11 protein-coding genes are annotated in these 16,502 nt (G+C 65.7%); 3 read left to right on the top strand and 8 right to left on the bottom strand.

Annotated features, from left to right (window positions below):
* Positions 1–86 precede the first annotated feature (86 nt).
* The 4 genes from NKF27_RS09830 to NKF27_RS09815 form a co-directional block, all read right to left on the bottom strand.
* Positions 87–1,592, bottom strand: a complete 1,506-nt coding sequence (locus tag NKF27_RS09830; protein ID WP_045991456.1) for a fumarate hydratase — start codon at positions 1,590–1,592, stop codon at positions 87–89.
* 365 nt (positions 1,593–1,957) lie between these two features.
* Positions 1,958–3,988, bottom strand: a complete 2,031-nt coding sequence (uvrB, locus tag NKF27_RS09825; RefSeq protein WP_253556291.1) for an excinuclease ABC subunit UvrB — start codon at positions 3,986–3,988, stop codon at positions 1,958–1,960.
* 77 nt (positions 3,989–4,065) lie between these two features.
* The gene (locus NKF27_RS09820; RefSeq protein ID WP_253556290.1) at positions 4,066–4,485 is read right to left on the bottom strand and encodes an OsmC family protein; all 420 of its coding nucleotides are present in this window, start codon (positions 4,483–4,485) and stop codon (positions 4,066–4,068) included.
* Positions 4,485–4,682: a hypothetical protein gene (locus NKF27_RS09815; protein ID WP_045991458.1), complete on the bottom strand. Its 198-nt coding sequence runs from the start codon at positions 4,680–4,682 to the stop codon at positions 4,485–4,487. The genes NKF27_RS09820 and NKF27_RS09815 overlap by 1 nt, the downstream gene beginning before the upstream one ends.
* Before the next feature lie 190 nt (positions 4,683–4,872).
* Between NKF27_RS09815 and NKF27_RS09810 the strand changes: the two genes are divergently transcribed.
* Positions 4,873–5,901, top strand: a complete 1,029-nt coding sequence (locus tag NKF27_RS09810) for a folate-binding protein YgfZ (RefSeq protein WP_253556289.1) — start codon at positions 4,873–4,875, stop codon at positions 5,899–5,901.
* 54 nt (positions 5,902–5,955) lie between these two features.
* On the opposite strand, the gene NKF27_RS09805 is transcribed toward NKF27_RS09810, so the two are convergent.
* Together NKF27_RS09805 and NKF27_RS09800 are read right to left on the bottom strand one after the other, a co-directional pair.
* Complete coding sequence (locus tag NKF27_RS09805) at positions 5,956–6,735, bottom strand: TatD family hydrolase (protein WP_253556288.1); 780 nt, start codon at positions 6,733–6,735, stop codon at positions 5,956–5,958.
* Between the two features lie 144 nt (positions 6,736–6,879).
* Positions 6,880–8,469, bottom strand: coding sequence for a peptide chain release factor 3 (locus NKF27_RS09800; protein WP_253556287.1), 1,590 nt, complete (start codon positions 8,467–8,469; stop codon positions 6,880–6,882).
* Between the two features lie 309 nt (positions 8,470–8,778).
* Between NKF27_RS09800 and NKF27_RS09795 the strand changes: the two genes are divergently transcribed.
* Positions 8,779–10,332 carry an alkaline phosphatase gene (locus tag NKF27_RS09795; protein WP_253556286.1) on the top strand — a complete coding sequence of 518 codons (1,554 nt, stop codon included), beginning with the start codon at positions 8,779–8,781 and terminating at the stop codon, positions 10,330–10,332.
* Positions 10,333–10,476: 144 nt separating this feature from the next.
* Here the strand turns inward: NKF27_RS09795 and NKF27_RS09790 are convergent, their stop codons facing one another.
* Entirely contained in the window at positions 10,477–13,629 is a 3,153-nt protein-coding gene (locus NKF27_RS09790; RefSeq protein ID WP_253556285.1) for an efflux RND transporter permease subunit, read from the bottom strand.
* Positions 13,626–14,909 carry an efflux RND transporter periplasmic adaptor subunit gene (locus tag NKF27_RS09785; RefSeq protein ID WP_253556284.1) on the bottom strand — a complete coding sequence of 428 codons (1,284 nt, stop codon included), beginning with the start codon at positions 14,907–14,909 and terminating at the stop codon, positions 13,626–13,628. Before NKF27_RS09785 ends, NKF27_RS09790 begins: the two co-directional genes overlap by 4 nt.
* Positions 14,910–15,226: 317 nt before the next feature.
* On the opposite strand from NKF27_RS09785, the gene NKF27_RS09780 reads away from it, so the two are divergent.
* Complete coding sequence (locus NKF27_RS09780) at positions 15,227–16,486, top strand: ATP-binding protein (RefSeq protein WP_045991463.1); 1,260 nt, start codon at positions 15,227–15,229, stop codon at positions 16,484–16,486.
* Positions 16,487–16,502: the final 16 nt, after the last annotated feature.

Genomic DNA, 16,502 nt, shown 5'->3' with positions numbered 1-16,502 from the left:
TACCCGTAACGCAGGCGGCCCCGCCAGATGACGGGGCCGCCTATCGTGTCTCGCCGTGCACCAGGGCGAGACATGGCATGGGGAGATCAGACGCTCTCGGCGATGATTTCCTTCCACTTGGCCGGACCGGTCTGGTGCACCGATGAACCCTGGCTATCCACCGCCACGGTCACCGGCATGTCCTCCACCTCGAACTCGTAGATGGCTTCCATGCCCAGGTCCTCGAAACCGACAACCCTGGAGGCCTTGATCGCCTGGGACACCAGGTAGGCCGCACCACCCACCGCCATCAAGTACACCGCCTGGTTGTCACGGATGGCCTCGATCGCGATCTGACCACGCTCGGCCTTGCCGACCATGCCCAACAGTCCTGTCTGCTCGAGCATGGTGCGGGTGAACTTGTCCATGCGCGTGGCGGTGGTCGGTCCAGCCGGCCCCACTACTTCGTCACCGACCGGATCGACCGGCCCCACGTAGTAGATGAAGCGCCCTTTCAGATCCACCGGCAGCGACTCGCCCTTGGCCAGCATGTCGACCATGCGCTTGTGCGCCGCGTCGCGCCCGGTCAGCAGCTTGCCGTTGAGCAACAGGGTATCGCCCGGCTGCCAGGTCTTCACCTCTTCCGGGGTGACCTCGTCGAGATTGACGCGCTTGACGTTGCCACCGGCTTCACGGGTGATCTCCGGCCAATCCTCGAGCTTGGGCGCCTTGAGCGCCGCCGGCCCACTGCCGTCCAGGGTAAAGTGGGCATGACGGGTCGCCGCGCAGTTGGGGATGATCGCCACCGGCTTGTTGGCGGCGTGGGTCGGGTAGTCCTTGACCTTGATGTCGAGCACCGTGGTCAGGCCACCCAGCCCCTGGGCACCGATGCCGCTGCGGTTGACCTTGTCGAACAGCTCCAGGCGCAGCTCCTCGGCGCGATTGGCAGCGCCTCTGGCCTGGAGGTCCTGGATGTCGATCGGATCGAGCAGGGCTTCCTTGGCCAGTTCCATGGCCTTCTCGGCGGTTCCGCCGATGCCGATGCCGAGCATGCCGGGCGGACACCAGCCTGCGCCCATCTTGGGGAGCTGTTCCATGACCCAGTCGACCACCGAGTCGGAGGGATTGAGCATGGCGAACTTGGACTTGGCCTCGCTGCCGCCGCCCTTGGCCGCCACGTGAACCTCGACGGTATCGCCAGGCACCAGCTTGTGGTGGATCACCGCCGGAGTGTTGTCCTTTGTGTTCTGACGCTTGCCGTCGGGGTCGGCCAGCACCGAGGCGCGCAGCACGTTGTCCGGGAAGTTGTAGGCCCGGCGCACCCCTTCGTTGATCATGTCATCGAGGCTCATGTCGGCCTCGAAGCGCACGTTCATGCCCACATGGACGAAGACCGTGACGATGCCGGTATCCTGGCAGATGGGACGATGGCCGGTGGCACACATCCGCGAGTTGATCAGGATCTGGGCGATGGCATCCTTCGCCGCCGGATTCTCCTCCCGCTCGTAGGCGGCCGCCATGGCGTCGATGAAGTCCTTGGGGTGGTAGTAGGAGATGTACTGCAGGGCATCGGCGACACTCGTGATGAGGTCGTCCTGGCGAATCACGGTCATGGCAGACTCCTTGGCTGGGTCGATACGCCCGCTCTCTTGGCGTCCCGTAGGCGTCATGGCGGGCTTGCGAGGGCCCGTAGTGTAGCGCATTACGCCACGGCTCGGCAGCCGTCTGTGCCGGTTCGTTTAACGCGCTACTGACCCGGCGTTTGCTTGCCGGCTGGCGGAGATCCCGCCTCACCCTGGAGAACGAGCCTGCGCTGCGCCAATTGAACAAGATGCGCCAGCCAGGGCAGCAAGGGCAGCCAGGCGGCAGATCAGGCCAATCGGCAAGATAACGGTATAACGTTCGAATAAAGGCACTAGGAGCGCGGTCAAGGCAGGACGGACTGCCAGGTTCGCCCGCCCCGCTTTCGCTGCCTCCTTTATACCGCTCCGAGCGCCAGCTGACGCTCTCTGAGCCCATGCAGGCGATCGCGCAGGCGCGCCGCTTCTTCGAACTCCAGATTGGCGGCGGCCTCGCTCATGGCGTCCTCGAGCCGCGTCATCTCCTTGCGCAGCTCCTCCGGGGACAGGCTGGCGGGATCGTAGACCGCTTCCGGTTCGGCCACCTTGCGCTCGCCCTTGCGTCCACGAGTCTTGCGGCTGCCCGGAGCCTGGGCGGCTTCGAGGATATCCGCCACCGAGCGGGTCACCGTCTGCGGCGTGATGCCGTGTTCCTCGTTGTGTGCCGTCTGCTTGGCGCGGCGCCGCTCGGTCTCGTCGATGGTCTTGCGCATCGAGTCGGTGATGCGATCACCGTAGAGGATCGCCTTGCCGTTGGCGTTACGCGCGGCCCGCCCCACCGTCTGAATTAGTGAACGTTCGGCGCGCAGGAAGCCTTCCTTGTCGGCGTCGAGGATCGCTACCAGCGACACCTCGGGAATATCCAGCCCCTCGCGCAGGAGGTTAATGCCGACCAGCACGTCGAACTTGCCCAGGCGCAGGTCGCGGATGATCTCGACCCGCTCCACCGTGTCGATATCCGAGTGCAGGTAGCGCACCTTGACGTCGTGTTCGTCCAGATACTCGGTCAGATCTTCCGCCATGCGCTTGGTCAGGGTGGTGACCAGCACCCGCTCGCCCACGGCGGTGCGCAGACGGATCTCCGACAGCAGGTCGTCCACCTGGGTCGAGGCCGGACGCACCTCGATCTCGGGGTCCAGCAGCCCGGTAGGACGCACCACCTGCTCCACCACCTGGCCGGCGTGCTCGGCCTCGTAGGGGCCCGGCGTGGCCGAGACGAAGATGGTCTGGGGCGAGATCCGCTCCCACTCCTCGAACTTCATCGGACGGTTGTCCAGCGCCGACGGCAGTCGGAAGCCGTACTCGACCAGGGTCTCCTTGCGCGAGCGGTCACCGCGGTACATGCCGCCCACCTGGGGCACACTGACGTGGGACTCATCGATGAACAGCAGCGCATCGGCGGGCAGGTAGTCGAAGAAGGTAGGCGGCGGCTCGCCGGGGTTGCGTCCGGACAGGTAGCGCGAGTAGTTCTCGATGCCGTTGCAGTAGCCCAGCTCCAGCATCATTTCGATATCGTAGAGGGTACGCTGCTCCAGCCGCTGGGCCTCGACCAGACGGTCTTCCTTGCGCAGGAAGGTCAGTCGCTCGACCAGCTCCTCCTTGATCCGATCCACCGCCGCCAGGATGGTCTCCCGCGGGGTCACGTAGTGGCTCTTGGGGTAGATGGTCATGCGCGGCACCTTGCCCCGCACCTCGCCGGTCAGCGGATCGAACAGGCTGATGGTGTCGATCTCGTCGTCAAACAGCTCCACCCTGACCGCCTCGTCCTCGGCGTCGGCCGGAAAGATATCGATGACATCGCCACGTACTCGATAGGTACCGCGCTTGAAGTCCATGTCGTTGCGGGTGTACTGCAGTTCCGCCAGACGACGCAGAAAGCCGCGCTGATCGATCAGTTCGCCGCGGGTAAAGTGCAGGCGCATCTTCAGGTACTGGTCCGGGTCACCCAGGCCATAGATGGCCGACACCGACACCACGATCAGCGCATCACGACGCTCCAGCAGGGCCTTGGTCGCCGACAGTCGCATCTGCTCGATATGGTCATTGATCGAGGCGTCCTTCTCGATGAAGGTGTCCGACGAGGGCACATAGGCCTCGGGCTGGTAGTAGTCGTAGTAGGAGACGAAGTACTCCACGGCGTTGTCCGGGAAGAACGCCTTGAACTCCCCGTACAACTGGGCCGCCAGGGTCTTGTTCGGCGCCATGACGATGGTCGGCCGCTGCAGCCGCTCGACGATGTTGGCCATGGTGAAGGTCTTGCCCGAGCCGGTCACCCCGAGCAGGGTCTGGTGGGCCAGACCCGAATCGAGCCCCCCTACCAGGCTTTCGATAGCGCTCGGCTGGTCACCGGCAGGCTGGAACTTCGACGACAGACGAAAGGACTTGCTCATCATGACTCCTGCTGGGGGACACCACCCAGATCGGGGCGGCTGGCGCCGACTTCAAGTCTCGCTCACGCTCGCCGACGTCAGGTTTGGGCCGTTGGCCCCAGCGTTCGCGTAGTAATTTCCACCGTGGAAGTGGTCATCAAGCGGTGGATCGGGCACTTGTGGCTGATCTCCTCCAGCCGTGCCAGCCGCTCGGGATCCTCGATGCCGTGGAAGGTCATCGCCACATCGAGCCGATAGACGCCCTTGCGCTCGTCGCGCTCGTCTCTGGTGACCGTGACGCTGACGCCTTCCAGCGGCCACTCCTTGCGCTGCGCATACATGCGCGAGGTGATCGCCTTGCACGCCCCCAGCGACAGATCGAAGTAGTCGTGGGGGTCCGGCGCCAGGCCATCGCCACCGAAGGCGGTGGGCACATCGACCAGCAGGTCGTCGAAGCTTTCGATGCTGACCCGCTGGCGCAGCTTGCCATCCTTCTCGGTAGTAATCTCGATACTCATCATTTCACCTCGATGCCGAGCTTGAGTCGCTTGATTGCCTCGATCAGGGCCTCGCGGCGAGCGCGGCCTTCCACCTCGGCGCCATGGCGGCCGACCTCCACGCTGTCGACGCCGTCGAGCATCATCAAGGCGGTGGTGATCTGATTGACCTGGTCGGCGTTATCGACGCCCTGGAAGGTCAGGGATTGCTGGGACATGAGGCGCGCCTCCTTGGCGGGTGAAGCGGAAGGACCGAAGATCGTGACGTAAGTTTGAAACTGGAGAAAAAGCTTAGCACGACAGCCCGTGCGGGTTCTTCTGCCCGTACCTTGCAAAAGGGGCGTCTCACCCTCACATTGCTGACAGGCGCAAACTTCACCTTTTTCGATACGCGCAACAGGATTGCTCATGACGGATTGGATCACCGCCCACGGCGGCCGCTTGACCGGCTCGGACCAGGTCGACTTCGACACCCCCGACGCGGCCCGCCTCGCCCTGGACAGCACCGTGGCCACCCCGTTGGTCCATCTCGGCGCGCTGGACGTGGTCGGCCCCGACGCTGAGCGCTTTCTGCAGGGCCAGACCAGTGCCCAGCTCGCCCACGCCAATGGCCACTTCGCCCCGCTGACCTGCTTCTGCACCCCCAAGGGTCGCATGCTGGCCAACGGCCAGCTGATGAAGGTCGATGACGAACGCTTCAGGATCGTGCTGCATCGCAGCCTGGTGGCCCCGCTGGCCCAGCACCTGGGCAAGTTCGCCGCCTTCTACAAGGCCGAGCTGACACCCCGCGATGACCTGGCGCTGATCGGCCTGATCGGCCAGGAGGCACCCGCCCTGACCGAGGTCGACTGCGACCTGACACCGCCCGATCCCTGGCGTCAGGCCAGCCACGGCGACACCCTGGTGCTCGGACAGCCTGGCCCTCGCCCTCGCTATCTGATCATGCTGCCGCAAGGCGAGGCCGAGGCCTTTTTCTCTCGGCTGATCAAGCAGTGTCAGCCGGTGGGCAACCAGGTGTGGCGACTGGCGGACGTCCAGGCGGGTCTGTGTTTCATCGACGCCGATCAGCAGGACGCCTACCTGCCCCAGATGCTCAACTGGGAGGCGCTGGCGGGCATCAGTTTCAAGAAAGGTTGCTACACCGGTCAGGAAGTGGTGGCTCGCGCCCACTTCCGCGGCCAGGTCAAGAAGCGCCTGTATCGCGCCCAGCTCGAGGGAACTCGACTACCGCCGCTGGGCAGCGAGGTGATCGACGAAAGCGGCAAGCGCCAGGGCGAGGTGGTGGCAAGCGCCCTCGATGCCTATGGGCAGGCCGAGGTACTGGCGGTGCTGAACACCCGCGCCGATGAGGCCGCCCTCAGCTGCGAGGATCAACGCCTGAAGCTTCTGCACCTGCCCTACGCCATCGATCGCCTGGACCCCGAGAGTCTGGTCTGACACCGCTGACGCCCGGATTTTTCGATCCGGGCGATATTCCTGCCCTCGCCCTTGTCAGGACGACGGCAGGCCGAACAGCCGGCGGGCATTGTCACTTGAGTGCAGCGCCACGGTTTCCGGTGTCTGCCCTCTGATCTCGGCCACGTGGCGACACACCTCGGCCACCATGGCAGGTTCATTGCGCTCGCCCTGGTGGCCCGACAGCGGCATATCGGGGCTGTCGGTCTCCAGCACATAGGCATCATCGGGCAGCGACGCCACTGCCCGGCGCACCCTCCTGGCCCGGGGATAGGTCACTGTCCCCCCGAGGCCCAGCGTAAACCCCAGATCGACAAAGCGGCTCGCCTGCTCCGGAGAACCGGCGAAGGCGTGGATGAGGCCCCCTGCGGGGAGTCCGAACTGTGCCAGGCGCTTGGCGACCTCGTCGTTGGCGCGCACACAGTGGACCACCACCGGCAGACGCAGATCCCGCGCCAGCCTGAGCTGGGCATCGAACAGTCGCCATTGGCGATCGAGGGTGTCGCCAAAGCGCGCATCGATCCCGCACTCCCCCAGGGCAACGCAGCGAGGGTTGGCCTCCAGCGCCCGGCCCAGCGCGCTGATATCGTCGTCCTCGCCCTCCAGCCGATGATGCTCCAGAAACACCGGATGCAGACCGAGACAGGCGTGCAACCCCGTCTGCTCGGCCAGGTCCAGAGTGCGCTGCCAGGCGTCACGGTGGGTACCGGCCACCACCAGCTGTTCGATCCCCGCCCGCCTGGCCCTGGCCAGGACCTCATCGCGGTCGGCGTCGAAGTCGGCAAAGTCGAGGTGGCAATGGGCGTCGATCAGCATCAGAGCTCCTCTTTCTACACCGTCCCACAGCCTCCCACACCTTCCCCCCCGCACCAGGTCTTCAGCTTGGCATGGCAGAGAGCGCAGGAGGCGCCGTAAAAACGTCGCGAGCGATTCAAGCGCAGCAGTTTTTCCGGTGTCTCCTCAGTGCTCGCGGGTCTCCCTGAACCGTATATCCGGCCAGCGCTCCTGGGTCATCTGCAGATTGACCCGGGTCGGGGCGATATAGGTCAGGTAGCCACCGCCGTCGATGGCCAGGTTGGTGCTGGCCTTGCGCTTGAACTCCTCGAGCATCTTCGGATCGTCGCAGTAGATCCAGCGGGCGGTATTGACGTTCACCCCTTCATACATGCAGTCGACCTTGTACTCTTCCTTGAGGCGATGGGCGACCACATCGAACTGCAGGGTACCGACGGCGCCAAGGATCAGGTCGTTGTTGTCCAACGGCATGAATACCTGGGTGGCGCCCTCCTCCGAAAGCTGCTGCAGGCCCTTCTGCAACGCCTTCATCTTCAGCGGGTCCTTGAGCCTGACCCGCTTGAACAGCTCCGGGGCGAAGTGGGGAATGCCGGTGAATCGCATGTCCTCGCCCTGGGTGAAGGTGTCACCGATCTGGATGGTGCCATGGTTGTGCAGGCCGATGATGTCACCGGGCCAGGCTTCTTCCACGTGGGCACGATCGGAGGCCATGAAGGTCAGGGCGTCGGCGATCTTGACGTCCTTGTTGATGCGCACATGGCGCATCTTCATGTTCTTCTGGTACTTGCCCGAGCACACCCGCAGGAAGGCGATGCGGTCGCGGTGATTGGGATCCATGTTGGCCTGGATCTTGAACACGAAGCCGGTGAAGCGCTCGTCCTCGGCCGGTACCTCGCGCACGTCGGTTTCCCGCGCCTGGGGCGGCGGCGCGTACTTGACGAAGCCATCGAGCATCTCGCGCACACCGAAGTTGCCCATGGCGGTACCGAAGTACACCGGCGTCAGCTCGCCACGGCGATAGGCCTCGAGGTCGAAGCTATGGGAGGCACCGCGCACCAGCTCGACCTCCATGCGCAGTTCCTCGGCCAGATCCTCGCCAAGCACCTCGTCCACCTCGGGGTTATCGAGGCCTTCGATGCGCTTGTCTTCCGGAATCCGGTTGCCCTGTCCCTGGGTGTACAGGTGGATGACGTCGTTATAGAGGTGGTAGACCCCCTTGAACTGACGCCCCATGCCGATCGGCCAGGTCATCGGCGCACACTGGATATTGAGCACCGTCTCGACCTCATCCATCACCTCGATGGGGTCACGGATGTCGCGGTCCATCTTGTTGACGAAGGTGAGGATCGGCGTGGTGCGCAGGCGACAGACCTCCATCAGCTTGATGGTGCGGTCCTCGACGCCCTTGGCGCCGTCGATCACCATCAGCGCTGAGTCCACCGCGGTCAGGGTGCGGTAGGTATCCTCGGAGAAGTCCTCGTGGCCCGGCGTATCGAGCAGGTTGACCATGCGACCGCCGTAGGGGAACTGCATCACCGAGGTGGTCACGGAGATGCCGCGCTCCTGCTCCATCTTCATCCAGTCCGAGGTGGCGTGGCGATCATCACGCTTGCTCTTTACCGAACCGGCCAGCTGGATGGCGTTCCCGAACAACAGCATCTTTTCGGTGATGGTGGTCTTGCCCGCGTCCGGGTGGCTGATAATGGCAAAGGTGCGCCGAAGCCCGGTTTCCTGGGCCTGCTTGGGGTTGGACATGGAGACGGTTGCCTGCTTGCTCGTAAAAAAGTGGGGCACGGGGACAAGGCCCCCATGCGCAAGGGCGCCATGATACCGCGACAGGGGCCCTGGCTGCATCTGACTATACTGACACCATCATCCTCTCTATCGAGACCCTCGAGCGTCCTTGCGGCTCTGCTGTTCATAGCGCTTCGCATTAATGCAATAGATTCGCGATCAAGCTGTCATCGACGGCCGCAATGCTAGGCGTCTGGCCGCGACCGCTCCCCTCGAAGGGCGACGCGCCACCCCGCCAAGACGACCGGACGCAACGACAAGGAGAGCCCCATGCATACCACCCGACGCCAGTTTCTCGGACTCGGCCTCAAGGCCAGCGCCGGCCTCGGCCTGATCACCGCCGCCCCCGGCATCGTGCTGGCCGAATCCCGCCGCCCCGTGATCACTTCCGGGGTGATGAGCGGCGACGTCGGTGCCGACCGCGCCGTCATCTGGTCGCGTGCCGACCGTCCCTCGCGAATGCTGCTGGACATCGCCGACAACGCTGCCTTCAACAACGCTCGTACCCTGCAGGGCCCCACCGCCCTGCCTGCCAGCGGGCTGACCGCCAAGCTCGACGTCACCGGCCTTGCCGACCTGCCGGAGGTGTTCTACCGCGTGCGCTTTGCGGCCCTCGGCGACGATCGCGCCGTCAGCGAGCCGGTCATCGGCCGGCTGTTGATGCCGGGGCAGTCACGCCGCTCGGTGCGCTTCGTGTGGTCCGGCGATACCGTCGGCCAGGGCTGGGGCATCGACGAATCTCGTGGTGGCATGCGCATCTACGACACCATGCTCAAGCAGTCGCCGGACTTCTTCCTGCACTCCGGTGACACCATCTACGCCGATGGCCCGCTTGAGGAAAGCGTGAACCTCGAAGACGGCAGCGTCTGGCGCAACCGCATGACCGAAGCCAAGAGCAAGGTGGCCGAGACCCTCGACGAGTATCGCGGCCAGTACCTCTACAACCTTTTGGACGACAACCTCAAGCGCTTCAACGCCGAGGTGCCGATGTACGCCCAGTGGGACGACCACGAGACCGTCAACAACTGGTACCCCGGCGAGATCCTCGATGATCCGCGCTACACCGAGAAGAACGTCTCGCTACTGGCGGCGCGAGCCCGCCGCGCCTTCCTCGAGTCGATGCCGATCCGCCAGCGCCCCGAGGCCCCGGAGATGATTCGTCGTCGTTTCACCTACGGCCCCGAACTCGAGGTGTTCATGCTCGACATGCGCACCTATCGCGCGGCCAACAGCACCAATACCCAGGGCGCAGACGACCCGGCCTCGAGCCTGATGGGGGCTCGCCAGGTGGACGACTTGATCGCGGCGCTGAAGGCCTCGACGGCCACCTGGAAGATCATCGCCTCCGACATGCCGGTGGGCCTGGTGGTCGCCGACGGCGAGCACTTCGAAGCGGTGGCCAATGGCGAGGGTGGCGCCCCTTCCGGGCGCGAGCACGAGATCGCCCGACTGCTCAAGGCGATCCACGACAACGCCATCGCCAACGTGGTGTGGCTGACCGCCGATGTCCACTACACGGCCGCCCATCACTATGCGCCGGAACGAGCCAGTTTCAAGCAGTTCACGCCCTTCTGGGAATTCGTCAGCGGCCCGCTGCACGCCGGCACCTTCGGCCCCAATACCCTGGACGCCACCTTTGGCCCGGAGGTGGTGTTCCAGAAGGCCCCCGCCGATGGTCGAGCCAACCTGCCGCCCAGCGAAGGCTTTCAGTTCTTCGGCCAGGTGGACCTGGATGGCGACAGCCTGGCGCTCACCGTCACCCTCAAGGACACCGAGGGCAACAGCCTGCACCAACAGATATTGACGCCTCAGCAGGCCAGCTAGTCAGGCGATGCCACCTGTCGCTGCCAAGACCCGACAGCGCCGCCGTCAAGGCGGCGCTTGTCCTTTGCCCCTGAGGCCACGGGCCCAATGGAGCGCACGACAGGCCCACCATGCGCAGGTCCGACTGCTCCCCCCTATAGCGGCCTAGCCCTCAGACGTGGTGTGACGTGATGTCCGTGAGGCCAGCGCTGCCCGGAGGTGTTCCAGGTAGCTCAGCAGTACCGGGATCACCGCCAGCACCAGCAGGGTCGAGACACCGAGGCCGAAGGCGATGGTCACCGCCATGGGGATCAGGAACTGGGCCTGCAGCGAGGTCTCGAACAGCAGTGGGGTCAGTCCACCGATGGTCGTCAGGGATGTCAGGAACATGGCCCTGACCCGCTGCACCACCGCCTCGTTGAGAGCCGCGTCGATATCCCGCCCGGCGTCACGCTCGTGACGATAGAAGGTCACCAGGATGATCGCATTGTTGACCACGATCCCGGACAGCCCGAACAGCCCGAACATCGACAGGATGGTGAGATCCAGCCCCATCACCCAATGGCCCAGCAGGGCTCCCACCAGCGCCAGCGGAATGGTCGCCATCACGATCAGCGGCAGGCTCCAGGAGGCAAATACCCAGGCCAGCACCACGTACATCAGGCCCAGCCCGATGATCAGGCCGGTACGCATGTCGGCGAAGGTATCGCGCTGGTCCGCCGCCTGGCCCTCGAAGGTGTAGCTCAGGTGGTAGCGCTCGGTCAGCGCCGGCAGCACCTCGGCTTGCAGCGCCTCGACCACCGTGGCGGTGTTGGTCACCTCGGTGTCGAGGTCGGCACTCACCTCCACGGCCAGACGCCCATCGGCGTGACGCAGCGCCTCGAAGCCCTGGCGGTGATCCAGCGCCATCACCTGGTCCAATGGCACCAGGCGGCCATCGTCCACTCGCACCATCAGCCGCGGCAGGGTCGCCAGGTGCTCACGCTGGTCCTGCGGTAACAGCACCCGCACCTCGATCTCGTCGGCACCGTCCTGGTAGGTCTGCACCAGCACGCCATCGAAGGCTGCCCGCAACTGGCGCCCGAGTTCCCGGGTGGTCAGGCCCAGCGCCTGACCATAGGCGTTGACCGAGTAGATCAGCTGTTCGCGCCCCCAGGGCATGTCGTCCTCGGGCTCCAGCACCCCGGGCAACTGTCCGAGGCTACGGGTCAGTGATTCCGCCGCCCGCTTCAGCGACTCGGCGGACTCGCCGACCAGGCGCACGTTGACGTCACGCCCCGGCGGCCCGCCGCTGCGCTCGACGATGGACAGGGTGTCGAGTCCCGGGACCTCGGACAGACGCTCTCGCCAGGCACGGATAAACGGCAGGTTGCGCACCGAGCGCCTGTCTGACGGCACCAGCTCGACCATGATCGAGCCGACATTGTCACCGGTCCGTCCGCTGGCGTCGGCGGACAGGGTACCGCCCACGCGCACCACGGCGCTGCGCACCAGATCCCCGCCGAGATCCTCTTCGGTGTCGTCGAGGGCCTTTTGCATGGTGGCCAGATAGTCCTCGACCCTATCTCGAGAGGTGCCGGTGACGAAACTCAGGTTGGCGTAGAGGATATTCGGCTCCGGCGTGGGGAAGAAATTGAACGCCAGACGTCCGCCCGCCAGGAGTCCCACCGTCACCAGCACCAGCGCCAGCGCCGCGCTCAAGGTCAGCGCCCGATGGCGCAAGGTGCTGGCGGAGAAGCGTCGGAAGGGCCCCTGGCGAAAACGATCGAAGCCGCCGTCGAAGGCACCTCGCAGACGCCCCAGCGGCCCCGGACGGCGCTCGCCGCCGGCGCGAGGCGAGAAGGCGTTGCGCAGGTGGGCCGGCAGCACCACGAAGCACTCAAGCAACGATGCCACCAGCACGCAGATCATCACCACCGGAATGTCGCGCAGGATGTTGCCGATGATTCCCCCCACCATCAACAGCGGCATGAAGGCGGCCACGGTGGTCAGCGACGACGCCACCACCGGCCACAGCATCCTGCGGGCCGCACCCGCCGAGGCCAGGCGTGCCGCCTCACCTGCGCGAAAGTGAGCATCGGCGTCCTCGCCGACGACGATGGCGTCATCGACGATCACCCCCAACGCCATGATCAGCGCGAACAGCGAGATCATGTTGACCGAGCCGCCGATGCCCCAGAACACCGCCAGGGCACCGAGAAAGGCGGTGGGAATCCCGATGGCCACCCACAGCGCCACCCGCGCCGGCAGGAACAGATACAACAGCGCCAGCACCAGCACCAGGCCGCCCAGGCCATTGTTGATCAGCAGACCGATGCGATCGGCGATCAGCTGCCAGGTCTCGTCGTGGACCTCCAGCGTGATGCTCTCGGGCAGCTCCGCGCGGGTTCGCTCCAGCCAGCCATTGAGCACCTCGGCGGCGGCCAGTGAGTTGCCGTTCTCCGAGCGCTGCAGCATCAGCTCCACCGCCGGCTGTCCGTGGTGGAGCACCTCCACCTGACGCGGACGGTTCTCCTGGCGGATCACCGCGATATCACCGAGCGCCAGACGCACCCGCTGGCCCCCGCGCACCGCGATATCGGCGAACTCCTCGGCGCTGCGGCGCTGTTCCACCGCGCGCAGCTCGCGCTCGCCGTCCTGACTGCCAAGCAGCCCCGCGGGCAGGTCCAGCGACAGTCCCTCGATGCGCTCGGCGATCTCCGGCAGGCTCAGGTCCAGCTCGCCGAGCCGCTCCACCGGTACCTCCACGCTGATCTGCTGCTCCGGCAGCCCGACCAGCTCGACCCGATCGATCCCGGCCGACAGCAGCTCGTCCTCGAAGCGACGAGCCAGCCTCCGCAGCGCCTCGCGATCGACGTCACCGGACAGTATCAGGCGAGCCACCGGCTCGAAGTTCTGGGCCCGCGAAACGCGCGGTTCCTCGGCGTCCCCGGGCAGATTGGTGAAGCCATCGACCTGCTCGCGCACATCATCCAGCGCCAGCACCGGATCGGTACCCTCGAAGAACTCCAGGGTAATGCTCGACACCCCCTGGGCCGAGGTCGAGGTCATCCGCTTCAGGCCATCGAGATTGCGCAGGCGCTGCTCCAGCGGGATGGTGATGCCCTGCTCCACGTCTTCCGCCGAGGCGCCGCTGTAGACGGTCTGCACCGAGACGATGTCCAGCGCAAAATCGGGGAAGAACTGGATGTTCATCCGCGACAGGCCGAGGGCGCCGCCGATCAGCATCACCAGCATCACCAGGTTGGCCGCGACCCGGTGGCGGACAAAGAAGCCGATCGGGCCTCTGGGAGCATTCGGTTGGGTATCTTCGCTCACGGGCCGGCCTCCGCCCGCACATCGTCGCCCGCGGACGGGGAGCTCACGGGCTCACCAGACCTCTGGCCAGCCAGGTCCACCACTCTCAATCCTTCGATGGCGTTGGGCAGATGGGTGATGGCCAGGCGCTGGCCGTCGGCCAGACCGTCACCGCTGACGATCACCCAGGTGCCCCCGTCAGGACCGCTGGTCTCGCCGTGTCGCCTGACCTCAATCGGCCGCAGACGCCCCTGTTCGATGACGTAGATCCGATCGGCACCGTACAGGGCGCTGAAGGGTATCGCCGCACTCTCGGCCACCTCGGGACGGGCGAGTGACAGCGATACCAGCGAACCAGGCCGCAGGCGGGCCGGCGAGGACACCACCTCGAGGATGGCCTCGGTGCCGGCGGGGTCCCCCTGGCCCGACAGTGCTCTCAGCCGATAGCGCCCGCCCTCGTCGTCGACGGCCTCAGGGCGAGCGCCATCGGCCAGGCTCGACACCAGTTCGGACTGCACGCCCCTGGGCACCCGGGCACGCACCTCGAGGCCATCGAGCGGGATCAGATCGAGCAGGGCGTCACCCTCGCGCACCCGGTCGCCCGGCGCGACTTCAACAGCGGTGACGATACCGGCGAAAGGCGCTTCGGCCCGAGCCCTTCGCGCATCGCGACGGGCTTCGGCCAGCGACGCCTCGGCCTGGCGCCGCTGGGCCTCGAGACTGGCCAGCCTGGCCGGGTGTCCGTCGAGTTCGCCCTGGCGACTGACCAGCGTCACCTGGGCTCGAGCGATTTCGTTCTCGTCGGCGTCAAGCTCGGCCCGGGAGGCCAGATTACGCCGCACCAGCGAGCGCATACGCTCGAGCTGACTGCGGGCGTTGTCGAGCAGCGACTGTTCCCGAGCCAGCGCCTGTCGATCGCTCTCGAAGCGAATCTTTTCCGCCTCGATCTCGGCCTCCAGCCGTGCCACCTCCGCCTCGGCCCGAGTCACCACCGGCACCACGTCTTCCTCGGCCAGGGCTACCAGCAGGTCGCCCTCTTCGACCCGGTCACCATCACGTACCGGGCGCTGCCCGACGTGGCCATCCAGCGACGCCACCAGCCTCAGGCGATCCGGCGCCAGCACCTCGCCGTAGAGCGCCAGGGTCGGTGCGTGGCGGCCCAGCGACAGCGTCATGGCGGCGACCGGCCACTCGCGTTCTTCCACCGTTACCGGAGGCGGCGCCGGCCGCGTCACCTTCAACAGCCAGAATCCACCCACGCCGATCGCCAGAACCACGATCGGTAGCAGTCGCTTCAGCATTCCATCCATTCCCTTGTTCAGACCGCGCCCTTTGCCGATGAAGCGCTGTGTCAACGCATGCCGATAAAGCCACTTGGTACTGTGCTCAAGCCGACAGTCACGTCGAAGACACCACCTGGCGTCTTCGCTGCACAGGCCCCTGCCACTGTTGCCCAGCCACGGGCGAGACGCAATCGCTCACCGCCAACGACCTTGTCCCTTGTGCGCATGCCCCTGGGAGCGGAGACACCGATCCGGGCGCCGTGCCTGTAGCGCGCGCCCCACGACGGCCGCCCCTGCGATGCGCTATCATGCCGCCACTCATCGAGGGAGAGATCATGCCTGCCGCCCTTCCACTGCCGCTGTCGACGCCCAACCGCAATCTGATCCGCCTGACCTTCGTACGCGGCATCACCTGGACCGGTTTTCTGGTCGCCATCATCGTCGGCATCGAGCTGCTGGACTTCGCCCTCGACGTTCCTGCGGTGATCGCGGTAATCGTCGCCATGGGCCTGATCAATATCGCCACCTGGTGGCGCCTGGGTCGGCCCAGGGATGTCAGCCATCACGAGTACCTGATCCACCTGCTGCTGGACGTGGCCGGGCTGACCCTGCTGTTCTACTTCACCGGCGGTGCGACCAACCCCTTCATCACCTACTATCTGGTGCCGGTGACCATCGCCGCTGCCACCCTGCCCTGGCGTCACGCCTGGATCCTGGCACTCACCGCCATGGCCGCCTACAGCGCCCTGATGGTGGTCTACCATCCGGTGCCACAGCTGGGCTCCCACTATGCCTCCAGCGTCAACCTTCACGTGCTCGGCATGTGGCTCAACTTCTTCCTGTCGGCAGGCCTGGTGACCTTCTTCATCTACAAGATGGCCCACGCCCTGCGCCATCGCGACCAGACCCTGGCTCGGACTCGCGAGGCGGCGCTGCGCTCGGAGCAGGTGCTGGCGGTGGCGACCCAGGCCGCCGGCACCGCCCACGAACTCGGCACGCCGCTGTCGACCATGGCGGTAGTGCTGTCCGAACTCAAGAACGAACACCACGACGACCCCAGGCTGGTGGAAGATATCGACCTGTTGCGCCAGCAGGTTGACACCTGCAAGGCGCGCCTGCGCAACCTGGTCGAAAGCGCCGACCTCCGGCGCAAGGACGAGCCGGAGACCCGCGACGCCCAGAGCTGGCTCGACGGCGTGATCGACCGCTGGCTGGTGCTGCGCCCGGACGTTACCCATCGCCTTGAGGTCGCACGCAGACGCGGCCAGCCATCGATCGCGGTGGATACCACACTGGACCAGGCGCTGACCAACCTGCTGAACAACGCCGCCGACGCCCAGCCAGACGATATCGAGATCCAGCTCGACTGGACCGCCGACAAGGTGATCATCGATATCCGCGATCATGGGCCAGGCATCCCCATGTCGATCGCCGACCAGCTCGGCGAGACCTTCGTGTCGACCAAGAGCAAGGGACTGGGAATCGGCCTGTTCCTGACCCATGCCACCATCAATCGCTTCGGCGGGGGCGTCAGTCTGTATAATCATCACGACGGCGGCACCCTGACCGAGGTCACCCTGCCCCGCGTCGGCTGAGTCTCCATTCACGAGG

It is taken from the genome of Halomonas sp. DN3, from assembly GCF_024137905.1.
In the GTDB taxonomy this organism is placed as follows: Bacteria; Pseudomonadota; Gammaproteobacteria; order Pseudomonadales; family Halomonadaceae; genus Halomonas; species Halomonas litopenaei.
This window is presented reverse-complemented; position numbering and strand designations above follow the sequence as displayed.

Bases quoted from the DNA above. Each gene is read 5' to 3' on its own strand.
- NKF27_RS09830 (WP_045991456.1), bottom strand. From the start codon at position 1,592: ATGACCGTGATTCGCCAGGACGACCTCATCACGAGTGTCGCCGATGCC.
- uvrB (WP_253556291.1), bottom strand. From the start codon at position 3,988: ATGAGCAAGTCCTTTCGTCTGTCGTCGAAGTTCCAGCCTGCCGGTGAC.
- NKF27_RS09820 (WP_253556290.1), bottom strand. From the start codon at position 4,485: ATGAGTATCGAGATTACTACCGAGAAGGATGGCAAGCTGCGCCAGCGG.
- NKF27_RS09815 (WP_045991458.1), bottom strand. From the start codon at position 4,682: ATGTCCCAGCAATCCCTGACCTTCCAGGGCGTCGATAACGCCGACCAG.
- NKF27_RS09810 (WP_253556289.1), top strand. From the start codon at position 4,873: ATGACGGATTGGATCACCGCCCACGGCGGCCGCTTGACCGGCTCGGAC.
- NKF27_RS09805 (WP_253556288.1), bottom strand. From the start codon at position 6,735: ATGCTGATCGACGCCCATTGCCACCTCGACTTTGCCGACTTCGACGCC.
- NKF27_RS09800 (WP_253556287.1), bottom strand. From the start codon at position 8,469: ATGTCCAACCCCAAGCAGGCCCAGGAAACCGGGCTTCGGCGCACCTTT.
- NKF27_RS09795 (WP_253556286.1), top strand. From the start codon at position 8,779: ATGCATACCACCCGACGCCAGTTTCTCGGACTCGGCCTCAAGGCCAGC.
- NKF27_RS09785 (WP_253556284.1), bottom strand. From the start codon at position 14,909: ATGCTGAAGCGACTGCTACCGATCGTGGTTCTGGCGATCGGCGTGGGT.
- NKF27_RS09780 (WP_045991463.1), top strand. From the start codon at position 15,227: ATGCCTGCCGCCCTTCCACTGCCGCTGTCGACGCCCAACCGCAATCTG.